Raw genomic sequence first — 15,276 nt, forward strand, 5'->3', positions numbered from 1 at the left:
CTCAGATCGCGGCCGCGCTCAGTGCGGCGCCGCGCCGCCGGTACACCGCCCAGGTGGTCAGGCCGAGCACCACGTACACCAGCACGAACGCCCACAGCGCCGGCTCCAGGCTGCCGGCGAGGCTGTGCGACAGGGCGAAGCCGCGCGGGATGAGGAAGCCGCCGAACGCACCGACGGCACCCGCGATGCCGATGCACCCCGCGGCGGCCCTGCGGGCAGCCACCGTCTCGTCGGCCGTCGTCGCACCGACGCGGAAGACCGCCGGGATCATCCGGTAGGTCGCGCCGTTGCCCGCACCGCTGGCCACGAACAGGACGAGGAACGAGCCGAGGAACAGCGCGAAGTCGGCGGTGCGCAGGGCCAGCACGGCGGTCGTGGTCGCCGCAGCCATCACGGCGAACGACGCGATGGTGGTGCGCGCACCGCCCCAGCGGTCCGCGAGGACACCGCCCCACGGCCGCGCCACCGAGCCCACCAGCGCGCCGAGGAACGCGATGTTGACCGTGACGTGCGGGAACGACGACTTCAGCAGCGTCGGGAACACCCCCGCGTAGCCGATGAACGAGCCGAAGGTGCCGATGTAGAGCACCGAGATGATCCAGGTGTGCCGGTTCCGCACGGCCGCCCCGACGGTCCTCGGCGCACCCTTCGCGACCGTCAGGTTATCCATCAACCGCCACGCCAGGACCGCCGCCACCAGGATCAGCGGCACGAACATCAGGCCCGCGCGGTCCAGCCGGACGCCCGCCGCCGTCACGATCACCAGCGGCACGGTCAGCTGCACCGCTGCGGTGCCGAGGTTGCCGCCGGCCGCGTTCATGCCCAGCGCCCGGCCCTTCTCCGCCTCCGGGTAGAAGAACGAGATGTTCGACATCGACGAGGCGAAGTTGCCGCCGCCCAGTCCGGCCAGCGCCGCGACCAGCAGCAGGGTGCCGAACGAGGTGCCGGGGTGGCGGACCACCAGCGCGAGCGCACCGGCCGGCAGCAGCAGGAGCAGGGCGGACACGACCGTCCAGTTCCGGCCACCGAACAGCGGGACCGCGAACGTGTACGGGATGCGCAGGGTGGCCCCCACCAGGCTCGGCAGGGCGATCAGCCAGAACTGCTGGTCCACCGACAGGTGGAAGCCCGCCGCGGCGAGCTGCGGCACCACGATGCTCCACGACGCCCACACGGAGAAGCCGAGGAACTCGGCGAAGATCGACGGGTAGAGGTTGCGGCGCGCCACGCGCCGTCCGGTGGTCCGCCAGAAGACGGGGTCCTCCGGGTCCCAGCGGTCGATCCAGCGGCCGCGACGGGACGTGGTCGACGGCGCGTCCCGCGCCGGGGCGGTGGTGGTGGGCAGGTGGCCGGGTGCGGCGAGGGTCTCGGGCGTCGTCATGTCGTCTCCTGTGCGTCGTCGGGGCCCGCTGGGTGCGGTGGACGCTAGGAACGCCGTGTTTCCGGAGCGGTGGCCGGCCTGTTACCTCCGGGGAAAGAAGAACGCACGGTCGCGCCGGCGCCGCCGTGAGAACTCGGCGCCGGCCCGCCCGGGTCTGGTGGCGGTCGGCGACGGTCCCCGTCGACCCGTCCGGTCGGTTCCTGCTGCGCCTCACAGACGCGGCGGCCGCGGTGTGCGCGAAAGGTTCCACGCGTGAAACGAGCCCGGGACGCCCCGCGAAACATGCCGTTCGTACGGTCGCAGCCCACAGCGGCCTGCCGGGGCCGCCCGGAGACGGACCGAGGTGCACATGTCCCGCAACCCCAGCCAGCTCGTCGTGGTCGGCGGCGGCATGGTCGCCCAGCGCCTGGTCGAGGCGGTGCGTGCCCGCGACGAGGACGGCACCTGGCAGGTCACCGTGCTCGCCGAGGAGCCGCGAGCACCGTACGACCGGGTGGCGCTGACGTCGTACTTCTCCGGGCGCGACCCGGAGAGCCTCGCCCTCGGCGCGTCGCAGCTGTGGGCCGACCCGCTGGTGACCCTGCTGCGTGGCACCACCGTGACGGACGTCGACCGGGACGCCCGCACGGTGCGGACCGCCGACGGCCGCACGTTCGGCTACGACCACCTGGTGCTGGCGACCGGGTCGCGGGCCGCCGTGCCCGCGATCGCCGGTGCGGACCTGCCCGGCGTGTTCGTGTACCGCACGCTCGACGACGTGGCCGCCCTGCGCGGCTGGGTCGAGCAGGAGGCCGACCGCCGCGGGCGCCCTGTGCGGGGCGCTGTCATCGGCGGTGGCCTGCTGGGCCTCGAGGCTGCCGGAGCGCTGCAGGCGCTGGGGGCGCGCACCACGGTCGTGCAGTTCGGCACGCACCTGATGTCGGCGCAGATCGACCTGGGCGGCGGGCAGGTGCTGCGCCGGCTGATCGAGGCGCTCGGCGTGCAGGTGCGGGTGGACACGGCGACCTCGCGCATCCGGCCCGACGAGCGGGGCAACGCCGGCCGGCTGGAGTTCGCCGACGGCGGTCGGCTCGGCGTGGACGTCGTCGTGCTGGCTACCGGGGTGACGCCCCGGGACGAGCTGGGACGCGCCGCGGGTCTTCCGGTCGGCACCCGCGGGGGCGTGGTGGTCGACGAGGCGTGCCGCACGCAGGACCCGCGCGTCTCGGCGGTCGGCGAGGTCGCGTGCATCGACGGCGCCTGCATCGGCCTGGTCGCCCCCGGCTACGCGATGGCCGAGGTGGTGGTCGACCGCCTGCTCGGCGGGTCGGCAGTGTTCCCCGGTGCCGACACGGCGACCAAGCTCAAGCTGTCGGGTGTGGACGTCGCGAGCTTCGGCGACGCCTTCGCCCGGACCCCCGGGGCGCTGGAGGTGGTGCACTCCGACCCCGCCACCGGCGTCTACAAGAAGCTCGTCGTGTCCGACGACGCGCGCACCCTCCTCGGAGGCGTGCTGGTGGGCGACGCCTCCGCCTACGCGAGCCTGCGCCCGATGGTGGGCCGTCCGCTCGGCGCCGACGCCTCGGCGTACCTGCTGCCCGCCGGCGGCTCCGCGCCCGCCGGCGGCGACCTGCCCGACGACGCCACCGTCTGCTCGTGCAACAACGTGTCCGCCGGCACGGTCCGCGCGGCGGTCACCGAGCACGGCTGCACGGACGTGGCGGGGGTCAAGGCCTGCACGCGCGCCGGCACCAGCTGCGGGTCGTGCGTGCCGCTGGTCAAGCGGCTGGTCGGCGAGCAGCTGACCAAGGCCGGTGTCGCCGTGAGCAACGGCCTCTGCGAGCACGTGGCGCTGTCCCGGGCGCAGCTGTTCGACGCGGTGCGCATCACCGGCCTGCGCACCTTCAGCGAGATCATGCAGCGGCACGGCACCGCCGTCGCCGGCCGCGGCTGCGACATCTGCAAGCCGGTGGTCGCGTCGATCCTCGCGTCGCTGGACGACGGTCACGTGCTCGACGACGAGCGCGCCGCCCTGCAGGACACCAACGACCACGTGATGGCCAACCTGCAGAAGGACGGCTCGTACTCGGTGGTGCCGCGGATCCCGGGTGGCGAGGTCACCCCGGAGGGGCTGCTGGTGATCGGCCAGGTGGCCAAGGACTACGGGCTGTACACCAAGATCACCGGCGGGCAGCGGATCGACCTGTTCGGCGCCCGGCTCGAGCAGCTGCCGCAGATCTGGCGGCGGCTGGTCGACGCGGGCTTCGAGTCCGGGCACGCGTACGGCAAGTCCGTCCGCACCGTGAAGTCGTGCGTCGGGTCCGCGTGGTGCCGCTACGGCGTGCAGGACGCGGTGTCCCTCGCGGTGCTGCTCGAGCTGCGGTACCGCGGGCTGCGCTCGCCGCACAAGCTCAAGCTGGGCGTCTCCGGCTGCGCCCGCGAGTGCGCCGAGGCCCGCGCCAAGGACGTCGGCGTGGTGGCCACCGACCGCGGCTGGAACCTCTACGTGGGCGGCAACGGCGGGTTCACCCCCCGGCACGCCCGGCTGCTGGCGGAGGACCTGGACACCGACACCCTGGTGCGCACCGTGGACCGGTTCCTCATGTACTACATCCGCACCGCCGACCGGCTGCAGCGGACGGCGCCGTGGATCGACGAGGTCGACGGCGGGCTGGACGGTGTGCGGTCGGTGGTGCTCGAGGACAGCCTGGGCATCGCGGCCGACCTGGACGAGGCGATGGCGCGGCACGTCGAGGTCTACGAGGACGAGTGGAAGGCGACGCTCGACGATCCGGAGAAGCTGCGCCGCTTCGCGTCCTTCGTCAACGCGCCGACCACCGCGGACCCGTCCCTCGCCTACGTGGCCGAGCGGGGTCAGCCGCGCCCGGCCACGCCCGACGAACGTGCCGATCCCGCCGTGCTGATCGCCGGCACCACGCTGGCGGTGCGGTCATGAGCCGCCCGCAGCCCGGCTGGACGGTGGTGTGCCAGCTGTCCGACCTGGTGCCCGAGCGCGGTGCCGCCGCCCTCGTCGACGGAGAGCAGGTCGCCCTGTTCCGGGTCGGCGACCGGGAGGTGCTCGCGGTGCAGCAGCTGGACCCGTACAGCGGCGCGCACGTGATGTCCCGCGGCATCGTCGGCTCACGGGCCGGGGCCCTCACCGTCGCCTCGCCCATGTACAAGCAGGTGTTCGACCTGCGCACCGGCGCGTGCCTCGACCCGGTGGGCAAGGAGCCGCAGCACCTGCGCACCTGGTCGGTGCGGGTGGAGGGCGACGTGGTGCTGGTGGGCAGCGGCGGCGCGCCGGTCGAGGTCCTCGTCGCGCCTCTCGCCGCACCCGCCGCCCTCGAGACGACGGAGGCACCGTGACCACCCTGCTCGGCATCGACCTGACCGACCGTCCCGTGCTGGTGGTCGGCGGCGGCCCGGTGGCTGCACGCCGCCTCGCACACCTGCGGGACGAGGGCGCGCGCATCACCGTGGTGGCACCTGCGGTGTGCGAGGACGTCGTCGCGCTCCTGGACGACGTCCAGTGGGAGGCGCGGGAGGTCCGCGAGCCGGACCTCGACGGGATGTGGCTGGTGCACACGGCGACCGGGAGCCCTGCGGCCGATGCCGAGGTCGCCGAGTGGGCGGCTGCGCGCCGCATCTGGTGCGTGAACGCCGGCGACACGGCTCGCGGCTCGGCGCGCACCCCGGCCCTCGCCGCCAGCGGTGAGGTGCTGGTCGGCGTCGTCTCGACCGGGTCCCCGGACCCGGGCCGGACGGCCGCGGTACGGGACGCCCTGGCGCACCACCTGCGCACGGGCGCGGCGGACCTGCGGCGGCGCCGCCGGCCCACGGGCACGGGCCGCGTGGTGCTCGTCGGCGGTGGACCGGGTGCCGTCGACCTGCTGACCCTGCGCGGCCGGGAGGCGCTCGCCGAGGCGGACGTGGTGGTGGCGGACCGGCTCGGACCGACGCCGGTGCTCGACGAGCTGCCGCCCGACGTGGAGGTGATCGACGTCGGCAAGACCCCAGGGCACCACGCCGTGCCGCAGCACGAGATCAACCGGATCCTCGTCGAGCAGGCGCAGCGCGGGCGGACGGTGGTGCGGCTCAAGGGCGGCGACCCGTTCGTCTTCGGCCGCGGTGGCGAGGAGGTGCTCGCGTGCCGTCAGGCCGGCGTACCGGTCGAGGTGGTGCCCGGCGTGAGCAGCGCCCTCGCGACACCGGCCGCGGCGGGCATCCCCGTGACCCACCGCGGGACGACGGCGGCCTTCCACGTGGTGAACGGCCACGCGGGTCTCGACGGGGCGGCGCTGACCGTGCTGCGCGAGCGCTCGGCCACCCTGGTGGTGCTGATGGGCGTGTCGGTGCTGGCCGAGCTGGTCGGGACGGCCCTGGCCGCCGGTGTCGACCCCGGCACGCCGGTCGCGATCGTCGAGGAGGGCACCACGGCGCGGCAGCGCGTGACCCGGGACCGGCTCGACGCGATCGCCGGGCGAGCGCGGGCCGTGGGCGTGCGAGCGCCGGCCGTCATCGTCGTCGGCGCCGTCGCCGCACCCGGTCTGCTCGACGCCGCAGGTGGGCGCGACGCCGGCGTTCGCCGCGAGCCCGGCTCCGACGAGACACTGGGCGCGTGACCGACCACCTCGACCCGACCCTGGCCGGGTGCACGATGCTGGTCACGGCCGACCGGCGGGCCGGCGAGCTGGGCGGCGCCCTCCAGCGCCGCGGTGCGACCGTCCGCTACGCCCCGGCGCTGAGCATGGTGCCCAACGACAGCGACGCGCTGCTCGTCGCCGCGACGCGCGAGCTGCTCGCGGCGCCGCCGGACATCGCCGTGGTGACCACCGGCATCGGCTTCCGCGCCTGGGTCGAGGCGGCGGACGCGATCGGGCTGGCCGAGCCCCTGCTGGCGACGCTGCGGCGCGCGCGCATCGTCGCGCGCGGGCCCAAGGCACGCGGCGCGATCCAGGCCGCGGGGCTTCAGGCGGACTGGGTGGCCGAGTCGGAGACCTCGGCGGAGATCGCCGAGGTGCTGCTCGACGAGGGCGTCGCGGGGCTGCGCATCGCGGTGCAGCACCACGGATCCGGTGCCGACGGTCTGGACGAGGCGTTCACCGCCGCCGGTGCCCACGTGCAGAGCCTGGTCGTCTACCGCTGGGGTCCGCCGCCCGACCCGGCCGCTCTCGAGGCCTCGGTCCGTGCGGCGGCGGCCGGTGAGCTCGACACGGTGGTGTTCACCTCGGCACCCGGCTGCGCGGCCTGGCTCGCCGCCGCCGACGCCGCCGGGGTGGACGACGCGCTGCTGGCGCAGTTCGACGCGCGTGCGCTGGTCGCCGCCGCGGTGGGCCCGATCACCGCGCGGCCTCTGCTCGACCGCGGAGTCGAACCGCTGGTCCCCTCCCGCGGGCGGCTCGGCGCGCTGGTCCGCACGATCGTGGACCACTACGGCGGCGTCCAGACGCTCGAGACGGCGGCCGGGCGCCTGCAGATGCGGCGGCGCGCGGCGGTGCTGGACGGCCGCGTGCTGGCCCTGTCCCCCACCGGCATCGAGCTGCTGCGGCTGCTGGCCGACGCCCGTGGCGACGTGGTCACCCCGGCGCAGGTGCTCCAGCAGCTGCCCGGCGAGTCCACCGACGTGCACGCCGCCGAGGTGGCGATCGCCCGGCTGCGCCAGGCCACCGGCAGCCGCGAGCTGGTGCGCACGGTGGTCAAGCGCGGCTACCGTCTCGCCGTGGTCGACGGCCAGGAGGACCGGTGACGGGCGTCGTCCCGGACGGCGCCGTGCCGCCCGCCCCGGTCCTGGTCGGCTGCTCCCACGGCACCGACAGCGTCGCGGGACGGGCGGCGATCCGGTCGATCCTCGACGGCGTGCGGGCAGCCCGACCCGGGCTCGACGTCCGCGAGGCGTTCGTCGACGTGCAGCAGCCCGAGGTGGCCGACGTCATCGCCGCGGCGACGACCGGCGGTGGCGCGGCCGTGGTGGTGCCGCTGCTGATGTCGACCGGGTTCCACGCCCGCGTGGACATCGCCGCGGCGGTGCAGGGCCGGCGTGCGGCTGCCTCCCGCACCCTGGGCCCCGACGACCGCCTGGTGCAGATCCTCCTCGACCGCCTGCGGCAGGCGGGGGCCGGTGCCGGGGACGCGGTCGTGCTGGCCGCAGCCGGATCCTCCGACCCGCTGGCGGCCGCCATGGTCGAGCAGTCGGTCGAGGCCCTGCGCCGCGCCTGGCAGGACGGCCCCGTGACGGTCGGGTACGGCTCGGCCTCGCTGCCCCGGATCGCCGACGCCGTCGAGCAGGCGCGCCGAGCGGGCGCGGCCCGCGTGGTGGCGGCCTCCTACCTGCTCGCTCCGGGGTTCTTCCACGACCGGGTCTCGGCCGCGGGTGCCGACGTCGTGACGGCCCCGCTCGCCCCGGACCCGCGTCTGGTCGAGATCGTGCTCGACCGGTACGCGGAGGCGAGCGCCCTGCTGCCGGACGCCTGACGGCAGCCCGCACCGGCCCTCACCAGGTACGTCGCACGGGCGGCGGGCAGGATGGACCCGTGCTGCAGCCCATGCTCGCCAGCCCGGCGCCCAGCCTCGCCGAGCTCCCGCGCGGCCCGCAGTGGGCGTACGAGATCAAGTGGGACGGCGTCCGGGCGCTCGCGGACACCACCGGGGGCCGGCTGCGCCTGTGGAGCCGCAACGGCAACGACGTCACCGCGGCGTACCCGGAGCTCGGCGGCCTCGGCGCACTGCCCGACGCGGTGGTCGACGGCGAGATCGTCGCCATGGCGGCCGGGGTGCCGTCCTTCGCCGCGCTCGCGGCGCGCATGCACGTGCGGGACGCCGCCCGCGCTGCGGCGCTGGCCCGGTCGCAGCCCGTGACGTTCGTGGTGTTCGACGTGCTGACGTGGCAGGGCCGCGACGTCACCGGCCGGACGTACGACGAGCGCCGCGCCGTGCTGGACCTGCTGCCGCTCGTCGACCAGGTGCAGCCCTCGCCCGTCTACCCCGACGGCGACACGCTGTGGCAGGTGACCCGTGACCACGGCCTCGAGGGAGTCGTCGCCAAGCTCCGGACGTCCACGTACCAGCCGGGCCGGCGCTCCCGGGACTGGGTGAAGCTGCCGCACCGGCGCAACCGGACAGCGCTGGTTGGCGGGTGGCGCGAGGAGTCGGCCGGCACCGGCAGGCTCGGCGCGGTGCTGCTCGGGGCGCGCGACGACGGTGGCGCGCTGCGGTACCTCGGCCGTGCCGGCAGCGGCCTCGCCGGTCCGCTGGCGACCGCGGTGCGGGGTGCGCTGGCCGAGCACGCGCGCGCGACCTCGCCGTTCGACGACCCCGTGCCGGCGACCGACGCGCGCGGCACCCACTGGTGCGAACCCCTCGTGGTGGTCGACACCCTGTACCTGTCCCGCACACCGGGCGGCCGGCTGCGCCAGCCGGTGGTCCGCGGGGTGCGCACCGACACCGGCCCGGACCCCTGGGAGCAGGAGTGAACGGCCAGGTCCTGGACGTGGACGGCACGCACGTCCGGGTCACCCACCTCGACAAGGTGCTCTACCCCGGCACCGGGACCACCAAGGCCGCCGTGATCGACTACCTGGTGCAGGTCGCACCCGCCCTGCTGGCACAGCTGCGCGACCGCCCCGTCACCCGGATGCGGTGGCCGGAGGGCACGGGCGCCGACCGGTTCGTCGAGAAGAACGTGCCGCGGGGCGCCCCCGACTGGCTGCGGCACCGCGTGCTGCCGGCGTCACCCGGTGAGGTCGACGAGGGCACCCGGCTGGACCTGCCCTTCCTCGACGGGCTGCCGGCACTGGTCTGGGCGGCCAACGGCGCCGCCCTGGAGCTGCACACCCCGCAGTGGCGCGTCGGAGCCCGTGGAGCCGTGCGGCCGCCGGACCGGCTCGTCGTCGACCTCGACCCCGGACCACCCGCGGGGCTCGACGAGTGCGCGACGGTGGCGCACCTGGTCGCCGAGCGGCTCGCCGCCGATGGGCTCACCAGCACCGTCCCGGTGACCTCCGGCAGCAAGGGCATGCAGCTGTACGCGCCGCTGCCCGGTCGACGGCCCGCCACGCAGGTGCGGGCGTACGCCCGTGACCTCGCGACGGCCGTGGCGGCCGAGCACCCGAACCTCGTGGTCGCCGTGATGCGCCGGTCGCTGCGGCCCGGCAAGGTGCTGATCGACTGGTCGCAGAACCACCCGGCGAAGACGACGATCACGCCGTACTCCCTGCGCGGCCGCGACGCGCCGACCGTCGCGGCGCCGCGCTGGTGGGACGAGATCGGGCCCGGCCTGAGGCAGCTGCGCATGGAGGAGGTGGTCCGCCGCCTGCGGGAGGACGGCGACCCGTTCGCCTGACCGCTCCTCCGATGGCGACGTCCCGCGCCCTGCGGCAGTGTCGAGACGGACGGACGGGCAGTCCGTCACACCACGCTCGAGGAGGCCCGACATGGCACGCAAGCAGCTCCCGCACTACACGGTGCCGACGCTCACGCCGGAGGACGGCGCCACCGTGGCGGCCATCCTCCAGGACCGGCTGAACTCGCTCACCGACCTGCACCTGACCCTCAAGCACATCCACTGGAACGTGGTCGGCCCGCACTTCATCGCCGTGCACCTGATGCTCGACCCGCAGGTCGACGCGGTTCGTGCCCAGGCGGACGAGGTCGCCGAGCGGATCGCCACGCTGGGCGTCTCCCCCGTCGGCACGCCCGGAGCGCTGGTCGCCAGCCGCAGCTGGGACGACTACTCCCTGGGGCGCGCCGGCGCGATCGAGCACCTCGGCGCGCTGGACCGCGTGTACGAGGGTGTGATCAGCGGCCACCGCAAGGCCGCTGCCGACACCGAGGAGCTCGACACCGTCACCAACGACCTGCTGGTGGGCCACCTGCACGACCTCGAGCTGTTCCAGTGGTTCGTGCGGGCGCACCTCGAGTCCGCCGGCGGCGAGCTGAGCACCGAGGGCACCAGCACCGAGCAGGACTCGGCCGGCGCCGCCGAGCAGGGCGCGAAGAAGGCCGCGTCGCGGTGAGCACCCACCGTCCCGCCCGCGGGGCACCGGCCCCCGAGCGGGACGGTGCAGCCCGGCGCGCCGGCACGGACGACGGCCTGCGGACGGCTCGTCCCGACGGTCGGACGGGCAGTCAGCACCCGCTGGCCGGCGCGCACCGGCCGCACGTCGCCGCGAGGCTCGAGGACGCGCTCGACCGTCGGCTGGCGCGGCTGCTGCGGTACCGCGGCTGGACGGTCCGGATCGAGCCGTACCCCGGGTACGGCGCGCCGGGGTGGCTGCGGATCATGGCCCGCACCCTCCTGGCGGCACCCGTGGTGCCGGACCGCGACCTGCCGGGCACCGGGGCCGTGCAGGCCGGCGCGGGTGCCGGCGCGGTCCCTGTGACGCGCCAGCCCGCGGTGCGCGGTTGGCGGTCGTACCTCACGGTGCCGGTGGCCGGTGCGGCGATCGAGGTGGTGGTCGGCGACCAGGTCCACCGGCTGCAGACCGACCGTGGCGGCTACGTGGACCAGGTGGTGGCGTGCGACCTCCCGGCCGGGTGGCACGAGGTGACGCTGCGCACGCAGGACGGCGTCACGGCGGTCGCTCCGGTCCAGGTGGTCGACCCCTCGGCGCGGCTCGGGCTGGTCAGCGACGTCGACGACACCGTGATGGTGACGCACCTGCCCCGTCCGCTGGTCGCCGCCTGGAACGTCCTGGTGCGCGACGAGAACGCCCGTGAGGCCGTGCCGGGCATGGCGGAGCTCTACCGGCGGCTGGTCGCGACGGAGCCCGGCGCGCCCGTCGTGTACCTGTCCACCGGCGCCTGGAACGCCGCGCCGGCGATCGGCCGCTTCCTGCACCGGCACCGCTACCCGCCGGGCACCATGCTGCTCACCGACTGGGGACCGACCAACACCGGCTGGTTCCGCTCCGGACCGGCGCACAAGGTCGCCCAGCTGCGCCGGCTGTTCCGCGAGTTCCCCGAGGTGCGCTGGGTGCTGGTCGGCGACGACGGCCAGCGCGACCCGCAGGTGTACGCGGGCGCGGCCGGCCGGCTGCCGGCGCACGTGCGCGCGATCGCGCTGCGCGAGCTCACCCCCGCCGAGCACCTGCTGGCCAGCGGCGAACCGACCGCGCCGCCCGGCGGCCGTCGCGCCCAGCAGGACGCAGCGCACGAGGGTGTGCCGGTGGTCCGTGGCGGGGACGGCGACGCGCTCGCGCGCAGGCTCGAGGCGGTCGGGGTGCTGCCGCAACGGCGCCCGGGACCGATGACCGGCGACCAGGAGGACCGACGCTGACCGCGCAGCCGCCTCGGCGTCCCGACCTACAGCAGCTCGGGGTCGTCCCACTCCTCGCCGGCGGCGAGGTCCTCGTCGTCGGGCTCCAGCTCGGCCGACTGCAGCGAACGGGGCGCCCGCCCGGGTTCCCCACCGGTCAACGCGTCGGCTGCCGCCAGCTGCGCCTCGTCGGGTACCCGGTCCGCGATGCGCTCCGCCGACGGGTCGGAGGTCAGGTCGTGGTCGCGGCCGCTCATGTCCCCGTTGTACCGGTCCGCGGCACGGTGCGCACCCCTGCGCCGCACGCTCGCCGTTACTGTTCTTCGGTGACGACGACGGATGTCGGGCGCGGTGCGGGCACGGCGGACCCGGAGCCGCCCACCGAGGCGGTCAGCGCGGTGATGCGCCGGGCGAAGGTGCAGGCCGCGACCGAGCACACGACGGTCGGCCTGGTGCGGACAGCCTCCGACGGCACGGTCACCATCGCGTGCGCGTGCGGCATGACGCTGACCAACGGCCCGACCTGGTCGCTCGACGAGCACATCCGCCTGCACCGCGCGGAGGCGCGGTTCATCGCGCTCGCCGCGGCCGCGCCGGCCGGCATCCCCCGGCTGGTGCGCTGGCCGCTGAGCACCGAGGAGCACCCGTGACCGAGCAGCCCGCGCCCCTGGTCGACCCCGCCGTGCCGCCGAGCGGCACCGGCTGCGCGGAGTGCGACGCGACGGGCGGCTGGTGGCTCAAGCTGCGTCGGTGCGCCGCCTGTGGCCACGTCGGCTGCTGCGACAGCTCCCCCGGCCAGCACGCCACCGCGCACTGGCGGGCGACGGGGCACCGGTACATGCGCTCGTTCGAGCCCGGCGAGAGCTGGTGGTGGGACTACGCCGCCGAGAGCTACGCCGAGGGTCCCGAGCTCGCCCCGCCGACGCACCGGCCAGTCGAGCAGGACTCCCCCGGACCGGCCGGCCGCGTGCCGGAGAACTGGCACCAGCTGCTGCACTGAGCGGGAGCGGCCGACTGACCACCGGTGCGCCGCGGTCCGACGGTGGTCAGCGGCGAGCGCGCCGCCCCGTGAACTCGTCCATCGAGCCCGTGACGCCGAGCAGGTCCATCAGGGCGTCGAACGCCCTCGTCGGCAACAGGCGCAGCGCCGGGACCACCGCCACCACGGCCGGCAGGGCGAGGCGTCCCCGGCCGGACTCCACGGCGTCGAGGATCCGCCCGGCGACGTCCGCCTCGCGCAGGATCGGCAGCAGCCAGGGCACGCGGGTGCGCGCCCCGGCGAACATCCCCGTGTCGACGTAGAACGGGCACACGACCAGGGTGGTGACCGCCGACCCGGCCCGGCGGAGCTCGAACCGGAGCGACTCGTCGAAGCCGACCGCGGCGTGCTTGCTCGCCGCGTAGTCCGCCTGCCGCGGCACCCCGACCAGGCCCGCGGCGCTCGCCACGGTGACCAGCCGGCCCATGTCACGCTCGAGCATCCCCGGCAGGAACGCGCCGGTCACCCAGTACGGCGCGAGGGTGTTCACCTCGAACGTCCGGCGCACCTGGGCCTCGGTCAGCTCGAGGAACGGCCTGCCGGAGACCACACCGGCGTCGTTGACCAGCACGTCGACACCGCCCATCGCCGCCGTGACCTCGGCCGCCGCGGCATGCACGGCGGCACGGTCCGTCACGTCGACCTGCCAGGCGTGCGCCACGGTGCCGTGCCCGCGCACGTCGGCCGCCGCACGCTCGGCCGCCTCGCCGTCCAGGTCCCAGACCGCCACGTCGGCACCCCGTCGCGCGGCGCCCAGCACCAGCCGTCGACCGATGCCGCTGGCTCCGCCGGTGACCAGCACGCGCCGTCCCGCGAGCGGGAACCCTGCGGCCATGGACGTCCCCTTCCGACCGGGCGCGGCCTCGTCGCCTGCGCTCCCGGCGACATCGTGGCCGGACCGGACCGCGGCCACCACCCGGAGGACCGCGCGCGGCCGTGCGCGGGCACGTCACCCGATGGCGGCGCGTCGCGATCGCAGACGGTCGGACGCGCCCGTCAGCGCCTAGCATCCGAGGGTGGTCACCATGCGGCTCGGCTCAGGCGCTGCGGCGCGTACCGGCACCCTGCGCACCGGTCTGCTCACGCTGACCGCGCTCGGCGTCCTCGCCGTCGCGGCGTGCGCCGGGCCCACGCCCGGCTCGACGAGCGGCGGCACGACGACGACGGCCGCGGCGACTGCCGCCACGTCCCCGTCGCCCACCGCGACCGGCGGCTCGTCGCCGGAGCCGTCCGCGACGGAGACCGAGACCGGGGCGCCGTTCCCGACCTCGGTGGACACCGTCACGGCCGACCCGTCGAAGGATGCGGCCCTGACCGTGACCGACGTCCGGACGGCGACGCACGACGGCTACGACCGGGTCGTGTTCGAGCTCGGCGGCACCGGGGCACCGGGATGGCGCGTCGGGTACGTGGACAAGGCGGTCGACGACCCGAGCGGGCAGCCGGTGCAGGTGCAGGGAGCCGGCGTGCTGCAGGTGATCATCAGCGGCACCGGCTACCCGACCGACACCGGCCAGAAGGAGTGGACCGGCAGCCCGCTGCACCCCGGCCTGCCCGTGGTGCAGGAGGTCCAGCTGCGCGGGGTGTTCGAGGGGCAGACCCAGGCGTTCGTCGGCGTCGCCCGGGCCGGCGCCCCGTTCCGCGTGTTCGCCCTGACCGCACCGGCGCGGCTGGTCGTGGACGTGCAGCGCTGAGCTGGCGCACCGTGCGGTCGCGATGATGGTGCTGGCTCTCGCGGGTGCTGCGGGCGCTGCCGTCCTGTCCGGCGCCGGCCAGGTGCTGCAGGCAGTCGCCGCCCGGCGGCTGCCCGCGGGTGCGCACCTGGACCTGGGGCTCGTCGGTCGCCTGCTCCGGGCGCCGACGTACCTGGTCGCGCTGCTGCTGACGGCGGGGGGCTTCCTGCTCGCCGTCGTCGCGCTGCAGCGTCTGCCGCTCTTCGTCGTGCAGTCCGTCCGCGCCGCGAACCTGGTGGTGGCCGCCCTGCTCGCGATCCCCGTGCTCGGCGCGCGGCTGCGAGCGCCGGAGTGGTGCGGCATCGGCCTGGTGTCCACGGGGCTGGTGCTGCTCGCGACGTCGGTCGGGGCGCAGCCGGCCGCCGCGGCCGGCTCGACCGTCGGCCTGGCCGCCGTCGGCGTCGCGGTGGCGCTGGTCGCCACCGGGTGGCTCGTGAGCGTGGTGCGGCCGTCGCGCGGCGCCGGTCTGGTGCTCGCCGCGCTGGCCGGCTGCGGGTTCGCCCTGCTGGCGGTCGGTGCCCGGCTCGCCGGACCGGTCACCGGACCGGCGGTGCTCACGCACCCGCTGGTGTGGGCGGCGATGACGGCCGGGGTGTGCGGCCTGGCGCTGCAGGTGCTCGCGCTCGGTCGGGCGGGAGTGGTCGCCGTGACGGCCGTGAGCGTCACCACCGAGACGTGCGTGTCGGCCGTGCTCGGCGTGCTGCTGGCCGGGGACCACGCCCTTCGAGGGCATGCGCCCACGGCCGTGGCCGCGTTCCTGCTCGTGCTCGTCGGCTCGATCCTGGTGGCCCGCGCGCGCGTGCCGGAGGCCGTCCCGTCGGGCGCCGCGCACCCCCTGGTCCACGACCCGCGGTAGGCCGCACCTCCGGGCCGGTGTGACGCTCCTCGC

Annotated in this window: 16 protein-coding genes; 13 read left to right on the top strand and 3 right to left on the bottom strand. The window is 75.8% G+C overall.

The features are described 5' to 3' along the window. Window position 1: 1 nt before the first annotated feature. Window positions 2-1,381 (bottom strand): MFS transporter, encoded by a 1,380-nt coding sequence (locus N0B34_RS08215; protein WP_263730866.1) that lies wholly within the window; start codon window positions 1,379-1,381, stop codon window positions 2-4. A 349-nt stretch (window positions 1,382-1,730) separates the two neighbouring features. Between N0B34_RS08215 and nirB the strand changes: the two genes are divergently transcribed. The 9 genes from nirB (at window position 1,731) to N0B34_RS08260 (ending at window position 11,636) form a co-directional block, all read left to right on the top strand. Further along, entirely contained in the window at window positions 1,731-4,316 is a 2,586-nt protein-coding gene (nirB, locus tag N0B34_RS08220; protein ID WP_263730867.1) for a nitrite reductase large subunit NirB, read from the top strand. Then, window positions 4,313-4,729, top strand: coding sequence for a nitrite reductase small subunit NirD (nirD, locus tag N0B34_RS08225; RefSeq protein WP_263730868.1), 417 nt, complete (start codon window positions 4,313-4,315; stop codon window positions 4,727-4,729). Before nirB ends, nirD begins: the two co-directional genes overlap by 4 nt. Continuing rightward, window positions 4,726-5,985 carry a uroporphyrinogen-III C-methyltransferase gene (cobA, locus tag N0B34_RS08230; protein ID WP_263730869.1) on the top strand — a complete coding sequence of 420 codons (1,260 nt, stop codon included), beginning with the start codon at window positions 4,726-4,728 and terminating at the stop codon, window positions 5,983-5,985. The genes nirD and cobA overlap by 4 nt, the downstream gene beginning before the upstream one ends. Beyond that, complete coding sequence (locus N0B34_RS08235) at window positions 5,982-7,109, top strand: uroporphyrinogen-III synthase (protein WP_263730870.1); 1,128 nt, start codon at window positions 5,982-5,984, stop codon at window positions 7,107-7,109. Before cobA ends, N0B34_RS08235 begins: the two co-directional genes overlap by 4 nt. Next, window positions 7,106-7,834 (top strand): sirohydrochlorin chelatase, encoded by a 729-nt coding sequence (locus tag N0B34_RS08240; protein WP_263730871.1) that lies wholly within the window; start codon window positions 7,106-7,108, stop codon window positions 7,832-7,834. The genes N0B34_RS08235 and N0B34_RS08240 overlap by 4 nt, the downstream gene beginning before the upstream one ends. Window positions 7,835-7,893: 59 nt before the next feature. Beyond that, complete coding sequence (ligD, locus tag N0B34_RS08245) at window positions 7,894-8,832, top strand: non-homologous end-joining DNA ligase (RefSeq protein WP_318529971.1); 939 nt, start codon at window positions 7,894-7,896, stop codon at window positions 8,830-8,832. Beyond that, window positions 8,829-9,701, top strand: a complete 873-nt coding sequence (gene ligD / locus N0B34_RS08250) for a non-homologous end-joining DNA ligase (RefSeq protein WP_263730872.1) — start codon at window positions 8,829-8,831, stop codon at window positions 9,699-9,701. The genes ligD (N0B34_RS08245) and ligD (N0B34_RS08250) overlap by 4 nt, the downstream gene beginning before the upstream one ends. 91 nt (window positions 9,702-9,792) lie before the next feature. Then, a complete protein-coding gene (locus N0B34_RS08255; protein ID WP_263730873.1) occupies window positions 9,793-10,374 on the top strand; it encodes a Dps family protein in 582 nt (193 codons plus the stop codon). Beyond that, window positions 10,371-11,636: an App1 family protein gene (locus tag N0B34_RS08260; protein WP_263730874.1), complete on the top strand. Its 1,266-nt coding sequence runs from the start codon at window positions 10,371-10,373 to the stop codon at window positions 11,634-11,636. Before N0B34_RS08255 ends, N0B34_RS08260 begins: the two co-directional genes overlap by 4 nt. Window positions 11,637-11,662: 26 nt before the next feature. Here the strand turns inward: N0B34_RS08260 and N0B34_RS08265 are convergent, their stop codons facing one another. Then, complete coding sequence (locus N0B34_RS08265) at window positions 11,663-11,872, bottom strand: hypothetical protein (protein WP_263730875.1); 210 nt, start codon at window positions 11,870-11,872, stop codon at window positions 11,663-11,665. A 69-nt stretch (window positions 11,873-11,941) separates the two neighbouring features. Between N0B34_RS08265 and N0B34_RS08270 the strand changes: the two genes are divergently transcribed. Together N0B34_RS08270 and N0B34_RS08275 are read left to right on the top strand one after the other, a co-directional pair. After that, complete coding sequence (locus N0B34_RS08270; protein WP_318529972.1) at window positions 11,942-12,265, top strand: hypothetical protein; 324 nt, start codon at window positions 11,942-11,944, stop codon at window positions 12,263-12,265. Then, window positions 12,262-12,615 carry a UBP-type zinc finger domain-containing protein gene (locus N0B34_RS08275; protein WP_263730876.1) on the top strand — a complete coding sequence of 118 codons (354 nt, stop codon included), beginning with the start codon at window positions 12,262-12,264 and terminating at the stop codon, window positions 12,613-12,615. The genes N0B34_RS08270 and N0B34_RS08275 overlap by 4 nt, the downstream gene beginning before the upstream one ends. A 46-nt stretch (window positions 12,616-12,661) precedes the next feature. Here the strand turns inward: N0B34_RS08275 and N0B34_RS08280 are convergent, their stop codons facing one another. After that, a complete protein-coding gene (locus tag N0B34_RS08280; protein WP_263730877.1) occupies window positions 12,662-13,489 on the bottom strand; it encodes an SDR family oxidoreductase in 828 nt (275 codons plus the stop codon). Between the two features lie 190 nt (window positions 13,490-13,679). Between N0B34_RS08280 and N0B34_RS08285 the strand changes: the two genes are divergently transcribed. Continuing rightward, window positions 13,680-14,348: a hypothetical protein gene (locus N0B34_RS08285; protein WP_263730972.1), complete on the top strand. Its 669-nt coding sequence runs from the start codon at window positions 13,680-13,682 to the stop codon at window positions 14,346-14,348. A gap of 22 nt (window positions 14,349-14,370) precedes the next feature. Then, on the top strand, window positions 14,371-15,243 hold the full coding sequence (locus N0B34_RS08290) for a hypothetical protein (protein ID WP_263730878.1): 873 nt from the start codon (window positions 14,371-14,373) through the stop codon (window positions 15,241-15,243). Window positions 15,244-15,276: the final 33 nt, after the last annotated feature.

Origin of the sequence: Cellulomonas sp. SG140 (genome assembly GCF_025770785.1) — a bacterium.
GTDB lineage: Bacteria > Actinomycetota > Actinomycetes > Actinomycetales > Cellulomonadaceae > Cellulomonas.

Bases quoted from the DNA above. Each gene is read 5' to 3' on its own strand.
- N0B34_RS08215 (WP_263730866.1), bottom strand. From the start codon at position 1,381: ATGACGACGCCCGAGACCCTCGCCGCACCCGGCCACCTGCCCACCACC.
- nirB (WP_263730867.1), top strand. From the start codon at position 1,731: ATGTCCCGCAACCCCAGCCAGCTCGTCGTGGTCGGCGGCGGCATGGTC.
- nirD (WP_263730868.1), top strand. From the start codon at position 4,313: ATGAGCCGCCCGCAGCCCGGCTGGACGGTGGTGTGCCAGCTGTCCGAC.
- N0B34_RS08255 (WP_263730873.1), top strand. From the start codon at position 9,793: ATGGCACGCAAGCAGCTCCCGCACTACACGGTGCCGACGCTCACGCCG.
- N0B34_RS08265 (WP_263730875.1), bottom strand. From the start codon at position 11,872: ATGAGCGGCCGCGACCACGACCTGACCTCCGACCCGTCGGCGGAGCGC.
- N0B34_RS08280 (WP_263730877.1), bottom strand. From the start codon at position 13,489: ATGGCCGCAGGGTTCCCGCTCGCGGGACGGCGCGTGCTGGTCACCGGC.
- N0B34_RS08285 (WP_263730972.1), top strand. From the start codon at position 13,680: ATGCGGCTCGGCTCAGGCGCTGCGGCGCGTACCGGCACCCTGCGCACC.
- N0B34_RS08290 (WP_263730878.1), top strand. From the start codon at position 14,371: ATGATGGTGCTGGCTCTCGCGGGTGCTGCGGGCGCTGCCGTCCTGTCC.